At 55.7% G+C, this 17,283-nt stretch carries 14 protein-coding genes; 4 read left to right on the top strand and 10 right to left on the bottom strand.

Going from position 1 to position 17,283, the window contains the following annotated elements; genetic code table 11:
* Positions 1–35 precede the first annotated feature (35 nt).
* Both znuB and znuC read right to left on the bottom strand, forming a co-directional pair.
* Complete coding sequence (gene znuB, locus ACE38U_RS01270) at positions 36–821, bottom strand: zinc ABC transporter permease subunit ZnuB (protein WP_038481822.1); 786 nt, start codon at positions 819–821, stop codon at positions 36–38.
* Entirely contained in the window at positions 821–1,573 is a 753-nt protein-coding gene (znuC, locus tag ACE38U_RS01265) for a zinc ABC transporter ATP-binding protein ZnuC (RefSeq protein WP_176981765.1), read from the bottom strand. Before znuC ends, znuB begins: the two co-directional genes overlap by 1 nt.
* Positions 1,574–1,652: 79 nt before the next feature.
* On the opposite strand from znuC, the gene znuA reads away from it, so the two are divergent.
* From znuA to lpxM, 3 genes are all read left to right on the top strand, one after another.
* Positions 1,653–2,597 (top strand): zinc ABC transporter substrate-binding protein ZnuA, encoded by a 945-nt coding sequence (gene znuA, locus ACE38U_RS01260; protein WP_375529008.1) that lies wholly within the window; start codon positions 1,653–1,655, stop codon positions 2,595–2,597.
* Positions 2,598–2,612: 15 nt separating this feature from the next.
* Positions 2,613–3,935 carry a murein DD-endopeptidase MepM gene (mepM, locus tag ACE38U_RS01255; protein WP_375529007.1) on the top strand — a complete coding sequence of 441 codons (1,323 nt, stop codon included), beginning with the start codon at positions 2,613–2,615 and terminating at the stop codon, positions 3,933–3,935.
* Positions 3,936–4,058: 123 nt separating this feature from the next.
* Complete coding sequence (lpxM, locus tag ACE38U_RS01250) at positions 4,059–5,036, top strand: lauroyl-Kdo(2)-lipid IV(A) myristoyltransferase (RefSeq protein ID WP_176981767.1); 978 nt, start codon at positions 4,059–4,061, stop codon at positions 5,034–5,036.
* A gap of 54 nt (positions 5,037–5,090) precedes the next feature.
* On the opposite strand, the gene msrA is transcribed toward lpxM, so the two are convergent.
* The 8 genes from msrA to ACE38U_RS01210 all read right to left on the bottom strand — a co-directional run bounded on the left by msrA (position 5,091) and on the right by ACE38U_RS01210 (position 15,269).
* Positions 5,091–5,813 (bottom strand): peptide-methionine (S)-S-oxide reductase MsrA, encoded by a 723-nt coding sequence (gene msrA, locus ACE38U_RS01245; protein WP_375529006.1) that lies wholly within the window; start codon positions 5,811–5,813, stop codon positions 5,091–5,093.
* 14 nt (positions 5,814–5,827) lie between these two features.
* Positions 5,828–7,585: a cytochrome c biogenesis protein DipZ gene (locus tag ACE38U_RS01240; RefSeq protein WP_176981769.1), complete on the bottom strand. Its 1,758-nt coding sequence runs from the start codon at positions 7,583–7,585 to the stop codon at positions 5,828–5,830.
* A 201-nt stretch (positions 7,586–7,786) separates the two neighbouring features.
* Positions 7,787–8,782, bottom strand: a complete 996-nt coding sequence (locus ACE38U_RS01235) for a FecCD family ABC transporter permease (protein WP_375529005.1) — start codon at positions 8,780–8,782, stop codon at positions 7,787–7,789.
* A gap of 4 nt (positions 8,783–8,786) precedes the next feature.
* On the bottom strand, positions 8,787–9,542 hold the full coding sequence (locus ACE38U_RS01230; RefSeq protein ID WP_375529004.1) for a class I SAM-dependent methyltransferase: 756 nt from the start codon (positions 9,540–9,542) through the stop codon (positions 8,787–8,789).
* Positions 9,535–10,509 (bottom strand): ABC transporter substrate-binding protein, encoded by a 975-nt coding sequence (locus tag ACE38U_RS01225; RefSeq protein WP_375529003.1) that lies wholly within the window; start codon positions 10,507–10,509, stop codon positions 9,535–9,537. The genes ACE38U_RS01230 and ACE38U_RS01225 overlap by 8 nt, the downstream gene beginning before the upstream one ends.
* Entirely contained in the window at positions 10,500–12,605 is a 2,106-nt protein-coding gene (locus tag ACE38U_RS01220) for a TonB-dependent siderophore receptor (RefSeq protein WP_375529002.1), read from the bottom strand. Before ACE38U_RS01220 ends, ACE38U_RS01225 begins: the two co-directional genes overlap by 10 nt.
* Before the next feature lie 225 nt (positions 12,606–12,830).
* Positions 12,831–14,273, bottom strand: a complete 1,443-nt coding sequence (gene pyk, locus ACE38U_RS01215) for a pyruvate kinase (protein WP_375529001.1) — start codon at positions 14,271–14,273, stop codon at positions 12,831–12,833.
* 126 nt (positions 14,274–14,399) lie between these two features.
* Positions 14,400–15,269, bottom strand: a complete 870-nt coding sequence (locus ACE38U_RS01210; RefSeq protein ID WP_038481843.1) for a MurR/RpiR family transcriptional regulator — start codon at positions 15,267–15,269, stop codon at positions 14,400–14,402.
* Between the two features lie 376 nt (positions 15,270–15,645).
* On the opposite strand from ACE38U_RS01210, the gene zwf reads away from it, so the two are divergent.
* Entirely contained in the window at positions 15,646–17,121 is a 1,476-nt protein-coding gene (zwf, locus tag ACE38U_RS01205; protein ID WP_038481845.1) for a glucose-6-phosphate dehydrogenase, read from the top strand.
* Positions 17,122–17,283 lie beyond the last annotated feature (162 nt).

The raw sequence follows: 17,283 nt of genomic DNA, 5'->3' as shown, positions 1-17,283 counted from the left end.
CGCCTTCGGGCGCCTTTTTCGTGTCTACATGAAGGTTAAGCCGGCTGTTTCTTTGCCATGCTGAGAATAAACAATACCGCAGCAGCCAGCACAACGGACGGGCCCGCCGGGGTATCGTAAAGTGCGGAGAAAGCGAGCCCACCGGTAACGGCAATCATACCAATAAGGACCGCAAAGCCGGCCATTTGCTCAGGCGTACGCGCGAAACGACGTGCCGTTGCCGCCGGGATAATCAGTAGAGAGGTAATGATCAGCGCCCCGACAAACTTCATTGCAACGCCGATGGTTAACGCCGTCACCAGCATCAGCAGCATTTTCACGCGCTGCAGATTCACGCCGTCGACGTGGGCGAGGTCCGGGCTGATGGTCATCGCCAGCAGACTGCGCCACTGCCACGCCAGCACGCCAAGCACCACGACCACGCCTGCAGCGATGGACACAATGTCCGGCAGCGTGACCGACAGTAAATCGCCAAAGAGGTAGGCCATCAGGTCAACGCGCACGTTCGACATCAGGCTGACCACCACCAGACCGAGCGACAGGGCGCTGTGCGCCATAATACCGAGCAGGGTATCAATGGCGAGGTGAGGGCGTTTTTCCAGCCATACCAGGCCAACCGCAAGCAGTAAGGTTACCGCGATAACGGCATAGAACGGATTAACGTTAAGCAGCAGGCCAAACGCTACGCCCAGCAGTGAAGCATGTGCCAGCGTGTCGCCGAAGTAGGACATACGGCGCCAGACCACAAACGAACCCAGTGGCCCCGCCGCACAGGCGAGCAAAATCCCGGCCAGCCAGCCGGGTAACAACAATTCAAGCATTACTGTCCATTCCCTCTGCGCAGAACGATGCGACCCTGCAGATCGTGCCGATGATTATGGTGGTGGCGATAAATGCCTAACTGCTCGGCGCCGATTGGGCCAAACATTGAAATAAATTCAGGGTGGGTGGAGACCACCTCCGGCGTGCCGGAACAGCAGATGTGGTGGTTCAGGCACAGCACTTCATCGGTTTTCGCCATCACCAGGTGGAGGTCGTGAGAAACCATCAGCACCGCGCAGTTCAGCTCCTGGCGAAGCTGGTCGATCAAATTGTAAAGCGCCAGCTGGCCGTTAACGTCCACGCCCTGGGTGGGTTCATCCAGCACCAGCAGATGAGGTTCATTGAGCAACGCTCGCGCCAGCAGAACGCGCTGATTTTCACCGCCGGAAAGCTTCTGCATCGGCGCATCCACCAAATGGGCAGCCTGCACACGTTTAAGCGCCGGGAGTATGTCTGCTTTTTTTACGCCGGGACGCAGGCGCAGAAAACGGCTCACCGTCAGCGGCAGCGTGGCATCCAGGTGTAATTTTTGCGGCACATAGCCGATGCGCAGATGCTGGTCGCGCTTGATGATGCCGTTGTCCGGCGTGACCAGGCCGAGCACCACGCGTACCAGCGTCGATTTACCGGCGCCGTTTGGCCCCAACAGCGTAAGAATACGGCCTGGCTTTAGCGCCAGTGAGATATCGGACAGCACGCGACGCTGGCCGAAAGAGACCGAGATATTTTCTAGTTCAACCAAATTTGTCATGACAATTTCAGGGGTTGCATAAGTTAGCGGATGTTATAATATCACAATTATTCTGATTATCACGATGATAAGTTGCATTATGTTACATAAAAAGACACTTCTTTTCGCTGCATTTTCCGCCGCCCTTTGTGGTTCTGCCGCTACCGGCGCCCAGGCCGCCGTCGTGGCTTCCATCAAACCTCTGGGCTTTATCGCCTCCGCGATTGCCGACGGGGTGACTGGCACAGAAGTATTGCTGCCTGATGGCGCCTCTGAACACGATTACGCGCTGCGTCCGTCCGATGTAAAACGCTTACAGGGCGCGGACTTAGTTGTTTGGGTTGGGCCGGAAATGGAAGCCTTCATGCAGAAGTCTGTCCGTCAACTTCCTGAGAAAAAACAGCTCGAGCTGGCGGCGCTTGCCGGCGTGAAACCGCTGCTGATGAAAGGCGGTGACGATGACGATCATGAGCACGGCGAAGAACACGCTCCTGGCGCAAAGAGTGACGAAGATCACCATCACGGCGAATACAACTTGCATATTTGGCTCTCCCCAGACGTAGCGCGGCTGTCAGCGGTTGCAATCCACGATAAATTAGTGGAACTTATGCCCGAAAATCGAGCCAAACTTGACGCCAACCTGAAAGATTTCGAGTCAGGCTTAGCCGACGCCGATAAGCAGGTTGGTTCCGTGCTGTCACCGCTGAAAGGAAAAGGGTATTTCGTTTTTCATGATGCCTATGGCTACTTTGAAAAACACTACGGTTTAACGCCGCTTGGCCACTTTACCGTGAACCCTGAAATACAGCCTGGTGCGCAGCGTTTACATGAAATCAGAACACAGTTGGTTGAGCATAAAGCGGTTTGCGTTTTTGCTGAGCCACAATTCAGGCCAGCGGTAATTAACGCCGTTGCCAGAGGCACTAACGTTCGCTCCGGCACCTTAGATCCTCTGGGAATTGAAGTCGCATTGGGTAAAAACAGCTATATGCAGTTTATGACCAGCCTTGCGAATCAGTATGCGAGCTGCCTGAAAGGAGATTAACGAGGAAGTGAATACGTGCAACAGATAGCCCGCTCTGTCGCCATGGCATTTGACAATCTTTCACGACCCCATCGCGTAATGCTGGGGTCGCTTACGGTTCTCACTCTGGCGGTCGCAGTATGGCGACCGTCCATTTACCATCCGCATTCCAGCCCGATAATCAAGACCATCGAGCTTGAAAAAAGCGAAATTCATTCGCTGCTGCCCGAGGCCAGCGAGCCGCTTGACCTATCCCCGGACGCTGAAGATGACACCATCCCTCAGGATGAGCTGGATGATAAAACATCCGGTGAAGCTGGCGTTCATGAATATGTTGTCTCCACCGGCGATACGCTGAGCAGTATTCTTAATCAGTACGGTATCGAGATGGGCGATATCAGCCAGCTCGCTTCCGCTGATAAAGACCTGCGAAACATGAAAATTGGTCAGCAGCTTTCCTGGACGCTTAACGCAGACGGTGATTTGCAGCGACTGACCTGGGAAATGTCGCGCCGCGAAACGCGCACCTACGATCGCGCTGATAACGGTTTCAAAATGACCAGCGAAACCCAGCAGGGCGATTGGGTTAACAGCGTGCTGAAGGGCACAGTGGGCGCAAGTTTTGTTTCCAGCGCGCGTGATGCGGGCTTAACCAGCGCTGAAATTAGCTCGGTTATCAAAGCGATGCAGTGGCAGATGGACTTCCGGAAGCTGAAAAAAGGCGATGAGTTCTCCGTGCTGATGTCCCGCGAAATGCTGGCCGGCAAGCGTGAGCAAAGCCAGCTGGTGGGCGTACGCCTGCGCAGCGACGGCAAAGATTACTACGCCATCCGCGCCGAAGACGGTAAATTCTACGATCGCAGCGGCTCGGGCCTCGCGAAAGGCTTTATGCGTTTCCCAACCGTGAAGCAGTTCCGCGTTTCGTCGAACTTCAATCCTCGTCGCCTCAATCCGGTTACCGGCCGCGTCGCGCCGCATAAAGGCGTTGATTTCGCTATGCCGCAGGGGACGCCTGTGCTGTCGGTCGGTGACGGTGAAGTCGTGATGGCTAAGCGTAGCGGTGCGGCAGGTTTCTTTGTTGCCATCCGCCACGGCCGGACCTATACCACCCGCTACATGCACCTTAAGAAGCTGCTGGTGAAACCCGGTCAGAAAGTGAAGCGCGGCGATCGCATTGCGCTCTCCGGTAATACCGGGCGTTCTACTGGCCCACACCTGCACTACGAAGTGTGGATTAACCAGCAGGCGGTTAACCCGCTGACGGCTAAACTGCCGCGTTCTGAAGGTCTGACCGGGTCCGATCGCCGTGATTACCTGGCACAGGTGAAAGAGGTTCTTCCGCAGCTGCGCATTGACTGATTTAGCCTCAATATGAAAAGCCGGTACTCGTGACCGGCTTTTTCTTTTGTCTGTCGCCCGTCGCCCCGCTAAAATAACGATAAATTCGTCTCGCCAGGCCGCTGGCGAACTATTGAGAGTCGCATGGAAAAAGCAAAAAAAAACCACAGTGAGTTTATCCCTGAATTTCAAAAAGCCTTTTTGCACCCGCGCTACTGGGGAGCATGGCTTGGCGTGGGCGCTTTTGCCGGGCTGGCGCTTCTGCCTCCGGGACTCCGTGATCCTTTGCTGGGTAAACTTGGGCGTTTAGCGGGCCGTTTGGGCAAAAGCGCCAGACGCCGTGCGCAAATCAACCTGCTTTACTGCTTCCCTGATATGCCGGAAGAGCAGCGCGAGGCCATCATCGACCGTATGTTTGCCACCGCGCCACAGGCAATGGTGCTGATGGCTGAATTGGGCCTACGCGATCCAAAGAAAGTGATGGCACGTGTGGACTGGCACGGCAAAGAAATCGTGGATGAGTTCCGTGCGAAAGGGGAGAACGTGATTTTCCTGGTGCCGCACGGCTGGGCGGTGGATATTCCGGCGATGCTGATGGCCTCCGAAGGTCAGAAAATGGCGGCGATGTTCCACAATCAGGGCAACCAGCTGTTCGATTATGTCTGGAATACCGTCCGTCGCCGCTTTGGGGGCCGTATGCATGCCCGCAACGACGGCATCAAACCGTTTATCAGTTCGGTGCGTCAGGGCTATTGGGGCTACTATCTTCCGGACCAGGATCACGGGCCTGAACACAGCGAATTCGTTGATTTCTTTGCCACCTATAAGGCGACGCTGCCGGCAATTGGCCGGCTGATGAAAGTGTGTCGTGCGCGAGTCGTCCCGCTGTTCCCGGTCTATAACAGCGACACGCACCGGCTGGATATTTTTATCCGCCCACCGATGGATGACCTGCTTGAAGCCGATGACCATACCATCGCCCGCAGGATGAACGAAGAGGTGGAGCTGCTGGTTGGCCCGCATCCGGAACAGTACACCTGGATCCTGAAGCTCTTAAAGACACGCCAAGAGGGTGAGACAGAGCCTTACTGCCGGGATGAACTGTACCCGAAGAAGAAGTAGCTTACTCTCCTCAAACCAAAAAACCGCGCCACTGCATAGCTGGCGCGGTTTTTTTCAGGATTTTACCAGCACCGGTTCTTTGCTCCACAGCGCGGGGAACAGTTGTTTAAGCTGCTCAACCTTAGGAAGATCGTTGATAACGATGTAAGGGTAGTTCGGGTTGTCGTTCAGGAAATTTTGGTGGTATTTCTCCGCCGGGTAGAAGCGGGCATGTTCTTCCACAGTAGTGACCAGCGGCGTACTAAATTTATGGCTGGCATTAAGCTGCGCAATATACGCTTTGGCAACCTTTGCCTGAGCGTCGCTGAGCGGGAAAACGGTCGAACGATATTGCGTGCCGTAATCCGGCCCCTGGCGATTCAGCTCCGTTGGGTTATGCGCCACGGAAAAGTAAACCTGCAGCAGCTGGCCATAGGTGACTTGCGCCGGGTCGAAGACAACCTGTACGGACTCGGCGTGCCCGGTCATCCCCATGCTCACCGTCTCATAATTCGCCGTACGCGCCTTGCCGCCGGTATATCCGGATATTGCGCTGGTCACGCCTTTAACATGCTGAAAAACGCCCTGAACGCCCCAGAAACAGCCGCCGGCAAAGACGGCGGTTTCGAGGTGTGCGCCCGTCGTGGGTGCCTCATCCTGCAAAGGCGCAGGAATAGCAACGGCAGGCTCTGCCTCAGACCATGCGGTGTTCTGGAAAACCAGCGCGGCGATAACCAGAACAGGCGCGCTGAATAACGCTATGCGGCGCTTAGCGGAGGAAACAATAGTGGTTTTCATTTCAAATCTCCTGGTTAACCGAACGTAAAGGCATAGGCGTTGACGCCGGCATCTTCAAATTCAATGCTGAAGGTGTGCTCGCCGCCGCCGCTTGACTGACGAATAAGCTGATACAGGCGCTGTTCTGTCACCGTACCGCTGCCGTCTGGCGCGACGTCTGAGCCGTGAACACTGCCCGGTGCCTGACCGTCGACAGTGACCTTAAAACGAACCGGTTTACCTTCAGCCCCCGGGCCGAGGACCAGGTGTAAATCGCGGGCATGGAATTGATAGAAAATACGGCCATTGGCGCGATTAAGCGTGATGTTCTCCCCGCCAACGGTCCAGTTCCCCTCGAGCCCCCAGCTATCAAGCGGCAGCGCGGTAGGCTTACTGTAGTCTGCCGGTTTATCGCCGGTGACCTCGCCGGAGGCGAAGTTTTGTGCCCGCATATAGCCGAGGTAGGTTTCTGGAGAGATATCATTCTGGCCGCTGGCCGCCTGTTCTACGCCGCTGGCGGACACCGTGCTTATGCCGCGAGTGACGTTTTTGGCTCCGGCCTGGCGCAGCAGTTCCTGAATGACGCGCTCGGACTGTGCATAATCCCCTTCGCCAAAGTGCTCATAGCGAATGTGCCCGCTGGCATCAATAAAGTAGTGCGCCGGCCAGTACTGGTTATTGAAGGCCCGCCAGATGCTGTAATCGTTATCAATAGCGATGGGGTAGGTCACGCCCAGTTTTTTCGCTTCTTTGGCGACGTTGCCCGGATCGCGCTCAAAGGCAAACTCTGGCGCGTGAACGCCAATGACAACCAAACCCTGGTCGCGATATTTCTCGGCCCAGGCTTTCACATAAGGCAACGAGCGCAGGCAGTTAATGCAGGAGTATGTCCAGAAATCGACCAGCACGACTTTGCCTTTCAGCGATTCTGCGGTGAGAGGCGGCGAGTTTAGCCACTGCGTTGCGCCGTTAAGCGAAGGCATTGCGCCTGCATCGGTCAGCGTGGGGATCGCGTCATCGTCAGACGTTTTCACCACGGAGGCCGGCGAGGGGGCGTTCGCTGTCGTACTGTCCGGGGAAAGACGCTTAACCAGAGCCTGTTCAATCCCGCCGGTGGAGGCCGTAGACAGGCGAGCCAGCACGCCGGTATCTAAGCCAAAGGTAATCGCGACCACGCCAAGCAGCATGCCGGCCCCCAGGATACGGCGGATCCATTCCCCCACGCCAAGAGAGCTTTTCATCGCGCTAAAGACCTTCCCGCCAATCAGCAACGCAAGTGCGAGCGAGGTGGCTGCGCCAGCGGCATAGGCTAACAGCAGCAGCGTGGAGCCGACATTTGCTCCCTGCAAGGCGGCACCGGTGAGCACCAGCCCTAAAATCGGGCCTGCACAGGGTGCCCAAAGCAGCCCGGTAGCGATACCGACTAAAAACGAACCACCTGGTCCCGCAGGCTGGCCCGGAGCCACCCGGTTAGACAGAGAATTACCGGCGGTAACCAGAGGGTGCATCACGCGCTCGGCCAGGCGAGGAAACAGCAGCGTAATGCCAAACAGCGCCATCAGTACTAACGCCACGCCGCGGCCATACTGATTAGCCGCTACCACCCAGCCGCCGCCCACGGCCGCAAGGGTAGCAAACAGCGTAAAAGTTAATGCCATACCGGCCAGCAGCGGCAGCCCGGTACGGGCAAAAGGCTGGTCGGAGCGGGCAAATACAAATGGCAGCACCGGCAGGATGCAAGGGCTGGCAATGGTTAACAGGCCGCCCAGATAAGCAAGGATAATTACCAGCATCGTCAATGTCCCTGTGAGGGTGAGTGAACGTAAAGCCGGCTAAAATTGACCGGGCTCTGCATGAACATATGCCTGTACTTTATAAAGAGAATACTCACTAAATCCTCTTCAAGAGTTAACAATTTCGTGACAACTATCAGGGCGGCAGCGTAAGTGCCCAGGGGAAAGCGCAGTCAGGCCGGAGCCTTTCTGCGCGGGGAGTTAAGGCCGGGGGCGACGGCGAAGAGTTAAAAGAAATACCGGCACGCCGATAAGCGCCGTGATGACGCCGGGAGGAAGTTCTCTGGGGGCAAATAGCGTACGAGCCAGCGTATCGGACACTAGCGTCAGCATTGCACCGCAGAGAATGCTGGCGGGCAAAGTCCATTGGTGACGATTGCCGATTATCATTTTTGCCAGGTGGGGGACGGTCAGTCCGACAAAGCCAATTGCGCCGCAAAACGACACCAGGGTAGCGGTGAGCAGCGTGATGGCCAGGTAGAGTGATATTTGCAGGGCGAAAACGTTAACGCCCAGGCCCTTAGCGGCAAAATTGCCCAGCGCCATAACATTCAACGTTGGGGACATCGCCAGGCAAAGCGTCCCCGCAAAGAATAGCGCGGCGGCACAGATAGCCACCTGTGGCCATGTTGCTTGTCCAAACGCACCCAGTAGCCAGAAGGTAAAGCCACGCGAGGTTGTCGCATCGGTTTGCCAGAAGACGATTAATGAGGTTATTGCGCTGAGCAATTGCCCAATCGCCACGCCGGCGAGCATAAACCGGGCCGGCTGCATAATGGTGCGTCCGGCGAGCAGCAAAACCAGCCCAAAAGCTGCCAGAGCCCCGATAAAAGCCCCGCCGGGCATGGCCGTTAGCAGCGGCTGAACGCCAAGGGCGATAATGGTGACAGCCCCCAGGCCCGCCCCGGAAGAAATACCCAGCAGCCACGGGTCGGCCAGCGGATTTCGGGTTAGGGTCTGAAGCACGGCGCCTGCCAGCGCCAGGCCGCCGCCGCAGACCATCGCCAGCAGCGCTCTGGGCAAGCGTAGTGACCAGACTATCTTCTGGTATAGCGCCAGGCGGGGTTCTTCAACGGGAGCAGGATGCAGAAGCTGAATGACTTCGCTCAGGGACAGCGTCACGGCCCCAAAGCGCAGGCTGTAAATCAGCCCAAGCAGAGTTACTACCCCGCACAGCAGCAGGCGCAATGGCAGCACGTGCTTATTTCCAACCGGCAATCAGGTAATCGTCCATGAGCTGCCACAGCGTACCGGTTTCGCTGAAACCGGCCTGGCTGAGGCTTGCCAGCTGAAAGGCCAGCGTCGTTGAGGGAGGTACCGGGCGGCCTGCGAATACGGCTTCACGGGCAGGGATCAGGTCGGCAATTTCCGGTATTTCTTTAGCAAGGGTGAACCAGCTGTCCCAGTCAACCACGCCTTTATCCCATGCCTGTTGTTGAGTCCGGGCATCATGACGCTCGCTGATGGCTTTTTTATTGCCGTCTGCCGGGTTAAAGCGCTGGTGGTCGGCGTTGAGAAATATGCCGTTATCGGCAAGCAATTTCAGGATCTCACCGTGCAGGATGTGCTGTCTGTCCGGCATCAGCCAGTGCAGCGCCGTACTCGAGACGATGGCATCCGGGCGAGGACCGATTATTTTTTCCTGCCAGGCTGGGGTAGCCAGGTCGGCAGAAAGAATACGCACTCGATCGCCATAACCGGTAAGCGTTTCGCGGGCGATGGCCAACATCACGGGATCAACATCCATGGCGGTAACGTGTGCTGCAGGAAACCTTTCAAGAAGGCGTTTTGTAAGGGAGCCTGGCCCACAGCCAAGCTCGATCAGCGAGAATTCCCCCTTGAACTGTAAGGCCAGCGTGTCCATCAGGGCGTCGAAGCGAGCTTCCCTGCTGGCAATATAAGCGCTTTGCTGCTGGTCCCAGAGGGTGACGAGAGTATTCCATGTGGCGTCAGTCATGATTTTTCCTGGTAGAAAGTGAGGTGATAAGCCTGTCCAGTGCGTCCACTGAGCGGATGGAGGGATCCATGTCATAGCCGGGCAGGATGATAAATTTTTTTTCTTTCACGGCGCGAAGGCCCGAGGTCAGGGGAAAGTGTTCGAGGAAGGCTATTTTATCTTTAGCGCTGTCGCCGGTGCTGCCGCGGGGCAAATCGGCCAGCACCAGAATATCCGGGTCCCGACGGGCTATTTCTTCCCAGGCGACGTTTGGCCATAGCGCAGAGATGTCCGAGAAAATATTGCGGTTGCCGCTTTCTTTGCTCAGCATGTCCGGCACGCCACAGCAGCCTGCAACGTACGGCGAGTCGGTGCCGGAATACCACCAGAGCAGGCGAGCCGGAGCCAATTCGCCAGCGTGTTGGCGCAGGGCTGCAAGGTGTTCTTCTTCCCGGCTAACCAGCGCCAGTCCCCGATCCTCAAGATGCATAATTTTGGCCAGATCTTGTATTTCCCGAAACAGAACGGCGAAGCTGATTCTTTCCTTCGGAGCGCTCTGCTGGCCGCTGCAGGCGCCGGGAGAGAGCCAGCTTGATATTCCCCAGGCTGTGATTTGATCCCGGCTTGCCCCTTCCGGCGACCAGAACCAGTACCAGCTTGAGGAGTAGATCATTTCGGGGCGCAGCAGCAGCAGCGCCTCGGCGGAGATAAGCCCGGTTCGGGCAACGACGGGCAATGAGAGGGCATTACGCGCAGAAAAGCCCATAGGATCTCTGGACGGGTCATAGCCCACGACGGCAACAATTTCCTGGCGTATGCCCAGTGCCAGAAGGTTTTCCAGAGCAGGGTTGCCATAAACGACGATGCGCGTGGGTACCGAGGTCATTGTTTGCGGCACACCGCAATTGGTCACCGTGACGGCCGAAGAACCAGATGAAAAGAGAAGGCCCGCTGCCGCAAACATAAAAGCCTTCAGCATTAGAACCATACCGTTATCCAGCCTTCCCAGGTGCGTGAAGGGGCGATCAGGGCCTGGCCGTCGTAAGTGCGCTGATAGGAGTAGAAGGTATCGGTCAGGTTGCGAACCCGCGTTCCCAGGCTAACTTTGGGCGTCAGCTGATATTCTGCCGCCAGATCCAGCGTGATGTAGTCGTCCATCTTTTTAGCATTGCGGCTGTCGTTGTAGCTGCTGCCGACGTAGCGTAAATCACTCCTCAAGCTGAGCGGAGCGAGGGGATGCCAGATCAGCGCCAGATTGCTGGTCCAGGTAGGGACGTAAGCGGGCTGGTTGCCGTCCAGATTTTCAGGTGGGGAGCCTGCACTAAAGCTATCGAACCTTGCATGAGTCCATGCCACGTTGCCCGTCACCTCCCAGCGATCGGTTGGCCGGGCCGTGGCTGACAGCTCAATACCCCGTGAAGTTTGTTGCCCTATAGCGAGGAGTTCGCCCGGCGTGGTGGCAGAAGGGGTAAAGAGATTATTTTTGCGCAGCTGGTAGAGGGCAAGATTAACGGATGCTTTACTATCCCAGAACAGACTCTTAATGCCGGTTTCCCATTGTTGTGACTGGGTGAGCGGCAGGTGAGTTTGATCTGCACTGAGGAAGAAAATGTCGCCGCCAGCTTCCTTGCCGTTGGCGTAGCTGGCATAGAGCGTTGTGCCGTCGCTGATATCCCAGTTCAGGCCGACACCGGCGTTAATGAAGCTGCGATTTTGACTTTCGCTGCGAGCCGGAGCGAAGTAATGCCAGTCCATATCCAGTCGCGTAAACCGCAGCTGGTTGAGCAGGCTGAGGCTGTCGGTCAGTTGCAGGCTGTCTTCTATAAAGACCGCATACTGGCGCTGGGTGACCCTGCTCCATGGGGCGCGGGTAATACTTGTTTCGGCGCTAAATGGGTCACGTGGCGGGTTGAGTAAAGGAACATCCTGCGAGCCGGGGAATCCGTTTTTTTGATAGTCGAAACGGCTGGTTTGCAGCTCAATTCCGCCAACCATTCGGTTATCAAGGCCCAGTAAAGTGTGGTCTATTGAGACGCTTGAGCGGTTGGCCAGCAGCGTATTTTTATGGCTTAAGTCACCCCAGGAGTCACGATTGACGGCGTCCGGAGAGGCTGCATTGTAGCGATAGCGCTCAACGTTATGCCAGAAGCGATAGCCATTGTAATACCAGGTGTGGTTATTAAAGGTTATGCCTGGGGCGAGAGTCGTGTCGAGCACAGCCTGCAATGCAGTGGCATGGCTGGCAATTCTGGCATCGGTCAGATTGTTATAGTTAATACCGCGCAGCTGTGCCTGCACCTTGCCTTCAATCAGCGGCGTTCCGAAGTAAGGGTTGTCGCTGCTATTGTTCATTCTGTCGCCGTAAAGCGTCAGAGTGGTTTCGTCAGTCAGGCGGAACAGCAGCGAGCCGCTGACTCTGGACTGCCGGTTGCGTTCATGCTGTACCTGGCTGTGCCCTTCGCTACCCGAAGCATCTAGCCGCCAGGCTACCTTGTCTTCAATCAGCGTCCCCCCCGCTCCGCCCTGCAAGGACTGGGTACTGTAACTACCCGCCTGGTAGCGGAGCATGGCGGGGGAGTCAACAAAGCTGGGTTGATGTGACACAAGGTTGACGCTACCGGCGGTGGCGGTCAGGCCATTCAGCGCGGAGCCTGGGCCGTGCAAAATATCCACCTGCTGGTAGTGGGCTGGATTGCCAAGTTGCAGCGTACTGCCGGGCATTTCCAGCCCGTCCAGCAGCCAGCTTACGGGCATAAAACCACGCAGAGAAAAGCTGTTGGAAAGCGTAGGGGAGGCCACGCCGGACATCCCGGTAGCATGACTGACCGTTTCGGCAAGCGTGCGGTCACCCTGCGCGACGATCTGTTTTTGTGCAAAGGTTTCCACATACCGCGGCGTTTCTTTATCAGTCAGGCCCAGGCGTGAGGCCGTGCCGCTGGCGGGTGGCCGCTCCGCAGGGGCCTGGCTTACTACCGTGATGTTTTCCTCACAGGATGTCGTGTTGCAGTCTGCGGCAAAAAGCGGTTGAGAAATAAGCGCCAGAAACACGCCAGCATATAAGAGGTTGCGTTTGATTTTCATCATGTCTGTGGGGACTCAAAATGAACGTGCCTGTTCAGAAATTGGCGATATATAAGGTCTGATTACGCCATGTAAATTGTTATGTTATAACGTATCATTTAAATGGGCTATAAATTTAAAACGATGAACTCAGTGTGGATATACCGGCAGGCGTCGGTGCGGGAAATTAAAAAGCCGCAACGGGATGTCGCGGCTTTGTCGGGTTTACCCGGTTAGGGTGTGCGTAGATTATTCAACGCAGAGGATGCGGGTAGTGTTGGTGGTGCCGATGGTGCTCATCACGTCGCCCTGGGTCACGATGACCAGGTCGCCGGAGATCAGATAGCCCTTATCGCGCAGCAGGTTTACCGCATCGCTTGCGGCGACAACGCCTTCGTTCACGCTATCAAAGTAGACCGGCGTTACGCCGCGGTACAGCGAGGTCAGGTTCAGCGTACGTTCGTGACGGGACAGCGCAAAGATAGGCAGGCCGGAGCTGATACGAGACGTCATCAGCGCGGTACGCCCGGACTCCGTCATCGAGATGATAGCGGTAACCCCTTTCAGGTGGTTAGCGGCATACATCGCGGACATCGCAATGGCTTCTTCCACGTTATCGAACTGCACGTCCAGGCGGTGTTTAGACACGTTGATGCTTGGGATTTTTTCCGCACCCAGGCAAACGCGCGCCATAGCCGCGACCGTTTCAGCCGGGTACTGGCCAGCGGCGGTTTCCGCCGACAGCATCACCGCATCGGTACCGTCAAGTACGGCGTTTGCCACGTCCATGACTTCTGCACGGGTTGGCATTGGGTTGGTTATCATCGACTCCATCATCTGGGTCGCAGTGATCACGGCGCGGTTCAGCTTACGGGCGCGGCGAATCAGGGTCTTCTGGATACCGACCAGCTCCGGGTCACCGATCTCTACGCCCAGGTCACCACGTGCAACCATGACCACGTCAGAGGCGAGAATAATGTCGTCCATTGCTGCTTCATCGCAAACGGCTTCCGCGCGTTCTACTTTAGCAACAATTTTTGCATCACAGCCCGCGTCACGCGCCAGGCGGCGAGCGTAGTTCAGGTCTTCGCCGCAGCGAGGGAAGGAGACAGCAAGGTAATCAACGCCGATTTTGGCGGCGGTCACGATGTCCGCTTTGTCTTTATCCGTCAGCGCTTCGGCCGACAGGCCGCCGCCCAGCTTGTTGATCCCTTTGTTGTTGGACAGTGGGCCGCCTACGGTCACTTCGGTAAACACTTTCAGGCCATGAACTTCCAACACTTTGAGCTGAACGCGGCCATCATCAAGCAGCAGAATATCGCCAGGCACGACGTCGGCCGGCAGGCCTTTATAGTCGATACCGACTTTCTCTTTGTCGCCTTCACCTTTACCCAGGTTGGCATCCAGCAGGAATTTGTCGCCCAGGTTAAGGAAAACTTTGCCTTCTTTGAAGGTAGATACGCGAATTTTTGGCCCCTGCAAATCACCGAGAATCGCCACGTGGCGCCCCAGTTTTGCGGCAATCTCACGCACTTTATCCGCACGCAGCAGGTGATCTTCGGGTGAACCGTGGGAGAAGTTCATGCGCACCACGTTAGCGCCGGCGGCAATAATCTTTTCTAAATTATTATCGCGGTCGGTTGCCGGGCCTAAAGTGGTAACGATTTTGGTTCTACGTAGCCGTCTGGACATGTATTACTCCGTTGACTGAAACAACTTGGTGTTGCGTGAACAAAACTCGGTAGGTCAGGGTGTGCTGTGAGCCCCCATGACAACGTAACCGAACAGCCTAATAAGTTACAACTTTGTTATCAAAAATTAATGTTCATCGCCTGAGAGATGGCGTTGTTTATCAAAGCGCGATTCTTTGAGCGCTTCCTTGACTCGCTTCAAGTTATCCCTGAATTTTGCCCCTCTGCGCAAAGTAAAGCCCGTTGCCAGCACGTCAATAACGGTTAACTGCGCGAGACGAGACACCATTGGCATATAGATATCGGTGTCTTCAGGCACATCAAGCAGCAGCGAAAGCGTGGCCTCGCGGGCAAGGGGGCTCCCCTCAGAGGTGATGGCGAGCACAATGGCATCGTTTTCACGGGCTAGCTGGGCGAGTTCGACCAGGTTTTTAGTCCGCCCGGTGTGGGATATCAGCACCACAACGTCCTGTTCAGTACAATTCATACAGCTCATACGTTGCATAACAACGTCATCTGAGTAAATTACCGGTACGTTGAAGCGGAAGAATTTATTGGTGGCGTCGTGGGCGACGGCGGCAGAAGATCCAAGCCCAAAGAAGGCGATTTTCTTTGCCTGGGTCAGCAGATCGACGGCGCGATTAACGGCTGACATATCCAGCGACTGGCGAACCCTGTCAAGTCCTGCCATCGCGGACTCAAATATCTTACCGGTGTAGGACTCGACGCTATCATCTTCATCAACATTCCGGTTTACATACGGCGTGCCATTCGCCAGACTCTGGGCTAAATGCAGTTTAAAATCCGGGAAGCCTTTGGTTTCCAGGCGGCGGCAGAAGCGGTTTACTGTGGGTTCACTGACGTCTGCACTGCGGGCGAGCGTGGCGATGCTTGAGTGAATGGCATCCTGAGGTGTGGCGAGAATCACTTCTGCGACTTTGCGTTCCGATTTGCTAAGGTGTTCCAGCTGTGACTGGATTTTTTCCAGCATATTCATAAAGGCGGGCACTCATGGGTTTTAGCGATTTCAGTAAAAGAAGAAATCGTGGGCCGATTTAGCAAGAATATACTCTGGCTAAAATGTGAAAGGGCGAGTTGCTCGGGTAATGTTGTTGTTTTTTTTCATTACATGATCGGTGTCTAACTTTGGCAACGGTTACATTGTGTAAAAAAACGCCATTGAATGACGCTTTAGTGCGGCATTGTGGGAAAAGTTAGCAATTGAGGCGGTCAAACCGGGGTTAACGGTTGTCCTCAATTCAGCAAAAGCAGTACATTGCAGCGTAATAAAATTACAAGACTTGCCTGGCTTAATGCTATCCGCGCCCCCGAGGGCCGGTAAAAGCCGGGATATCCGAAACGAGGAGACAAACATGGCGGTAACGCAAACGGCCCAGGCGTGCGATCTGGTCATTTTCGGTGCAAAAGGCGACCTGGCGCGCCGAAAACTGTTGCCATCCCTGTATCAGCTGGAAAAAGCAGGTCAAATCCACCCGGAAACCCGCATTCTTGGTGTTGGCCGTGCAGACTGGGATAAAGAGGCATACACCAAAGTGGTGCGCGAAGCCCTCGAAACCTTCATGAAAGAGAAGATTGACGAGAGCCTGTGGGAAAAACTGAGCGGTCGTCTGGATTTCTGTAACCTGGACGTTAACGATACCTCTGCTTTCACCAAGCTGGGCAAAATGCTGGACCAGCAGAACCGCGTCACCATCAACTACTTCGCGATGCCGCCAAGCACCTTCGGCGCTATCTGCAAAGGGTTAGGCAAGGCGAAGCTGAATGCAAAACCTGCTCGCGTGGTGATGGAAAAACCGCTGGGGACCTCCCTCGAAACTTCTCAGGAAATCAATGACCAGGTCGGCGAGTTCTTCGAAGAGTGCCAGGTTTACCGCATCGACCACTATCTGGGTAAAGAAACCGTTCTTAACCTGCTGGCGCTGCGTTTTGCCAACTCCCTGTTTGCCAACAACTGGGATAACCGCACCATCGATCACGTAGAAATCACCGTGGCCGAGGAAGTGGGGATTGAAGGGCGTTGGGGTTACTTCGATCAGGCCGGGCAGATGCGCGACATGATCCAGAACCACCTGTTGCAGATCCTGTGCATGATTGCCATGTCTCCACCGTCTGACCTGACCGCGGACCACATCCGCGATGAGAAGGTGAAGGTTCTGCAGTCGCTGCGCCGCATTGACCGCACCAACGTGCGTGACAAAACCGTGCGTGGTCAGTACACCGCGGGCTTCGCGCAGGGCAAAAAAGTGCCAGGCTACCTCGAAGAAGAGGGCGCTAACAAAGCCAGCGCAACGGAAACCTTCGTGGCTATCCGCGTGGATATCGATAACTGGCGCTGGGCCGGCGTGCCGTTCTACCTGCGTACCGGGAAACGTCTGCCAACCAAATGCTCTGAAGTCGTGGTTTATTTCAAAAACCCTGCGCTGAATCTGTTTAAAGACTCCTGGCAGGAATTGCCGCAGAACAAGCTGACCATTCGTCTGCAGCCGGACGAAGGCGTGGATATCCAGATCCTGAACAAAGTTCCGGGCCTGGAGCATAAGCATAACCTGCAGACGACCAAACTTGATCTGAGCTATTCCGAGACCTTCAACGAATCTCATCTGGCGGATGCCTATGAACGCCTGCTGCTGGAAACCATGCGGGGCATTCAGGCGCTGTTCGTTCGCCGCGATGAAGTGGAAGAGGCGTGGAAATGGGTCGACTCCATCACCGAAGCCTGGGCTGCGGATAACGACGCCCCGAAACCTTATCAGGCAGGAACCTGGGGGCCGGTGGCTTCCGTGGCGATGATTACCCGTGACGGGCACTCCTGGAACGAATTTGAGTAACATCTGGAGCGCGTTGCCGGTAAAAAGGTGATAACAAACACATCTCATTTTACCGGTAACATGATCTAACACAGAAGTGGCATAGTTTTTTATGAATAATAGCCCCGCGTGGATTCACCCGCGGGGCTTTTTTATTTACACTAGCTGAAGCGATTTTGCTCC

This window comes from Cedecea selenatireducens, from assembly GCF_042138895.1.
GTDB classification, from domain to species: Bacteria; Pseudomonadota; Gammaproteobacteria; order Enterobacterales; family Enterobacteriaceae; genus Cedecea; species Cedecea selenatireducens.
This window is presented reverse-complemented; position numbering and strand designations above follow the sequence as displayed.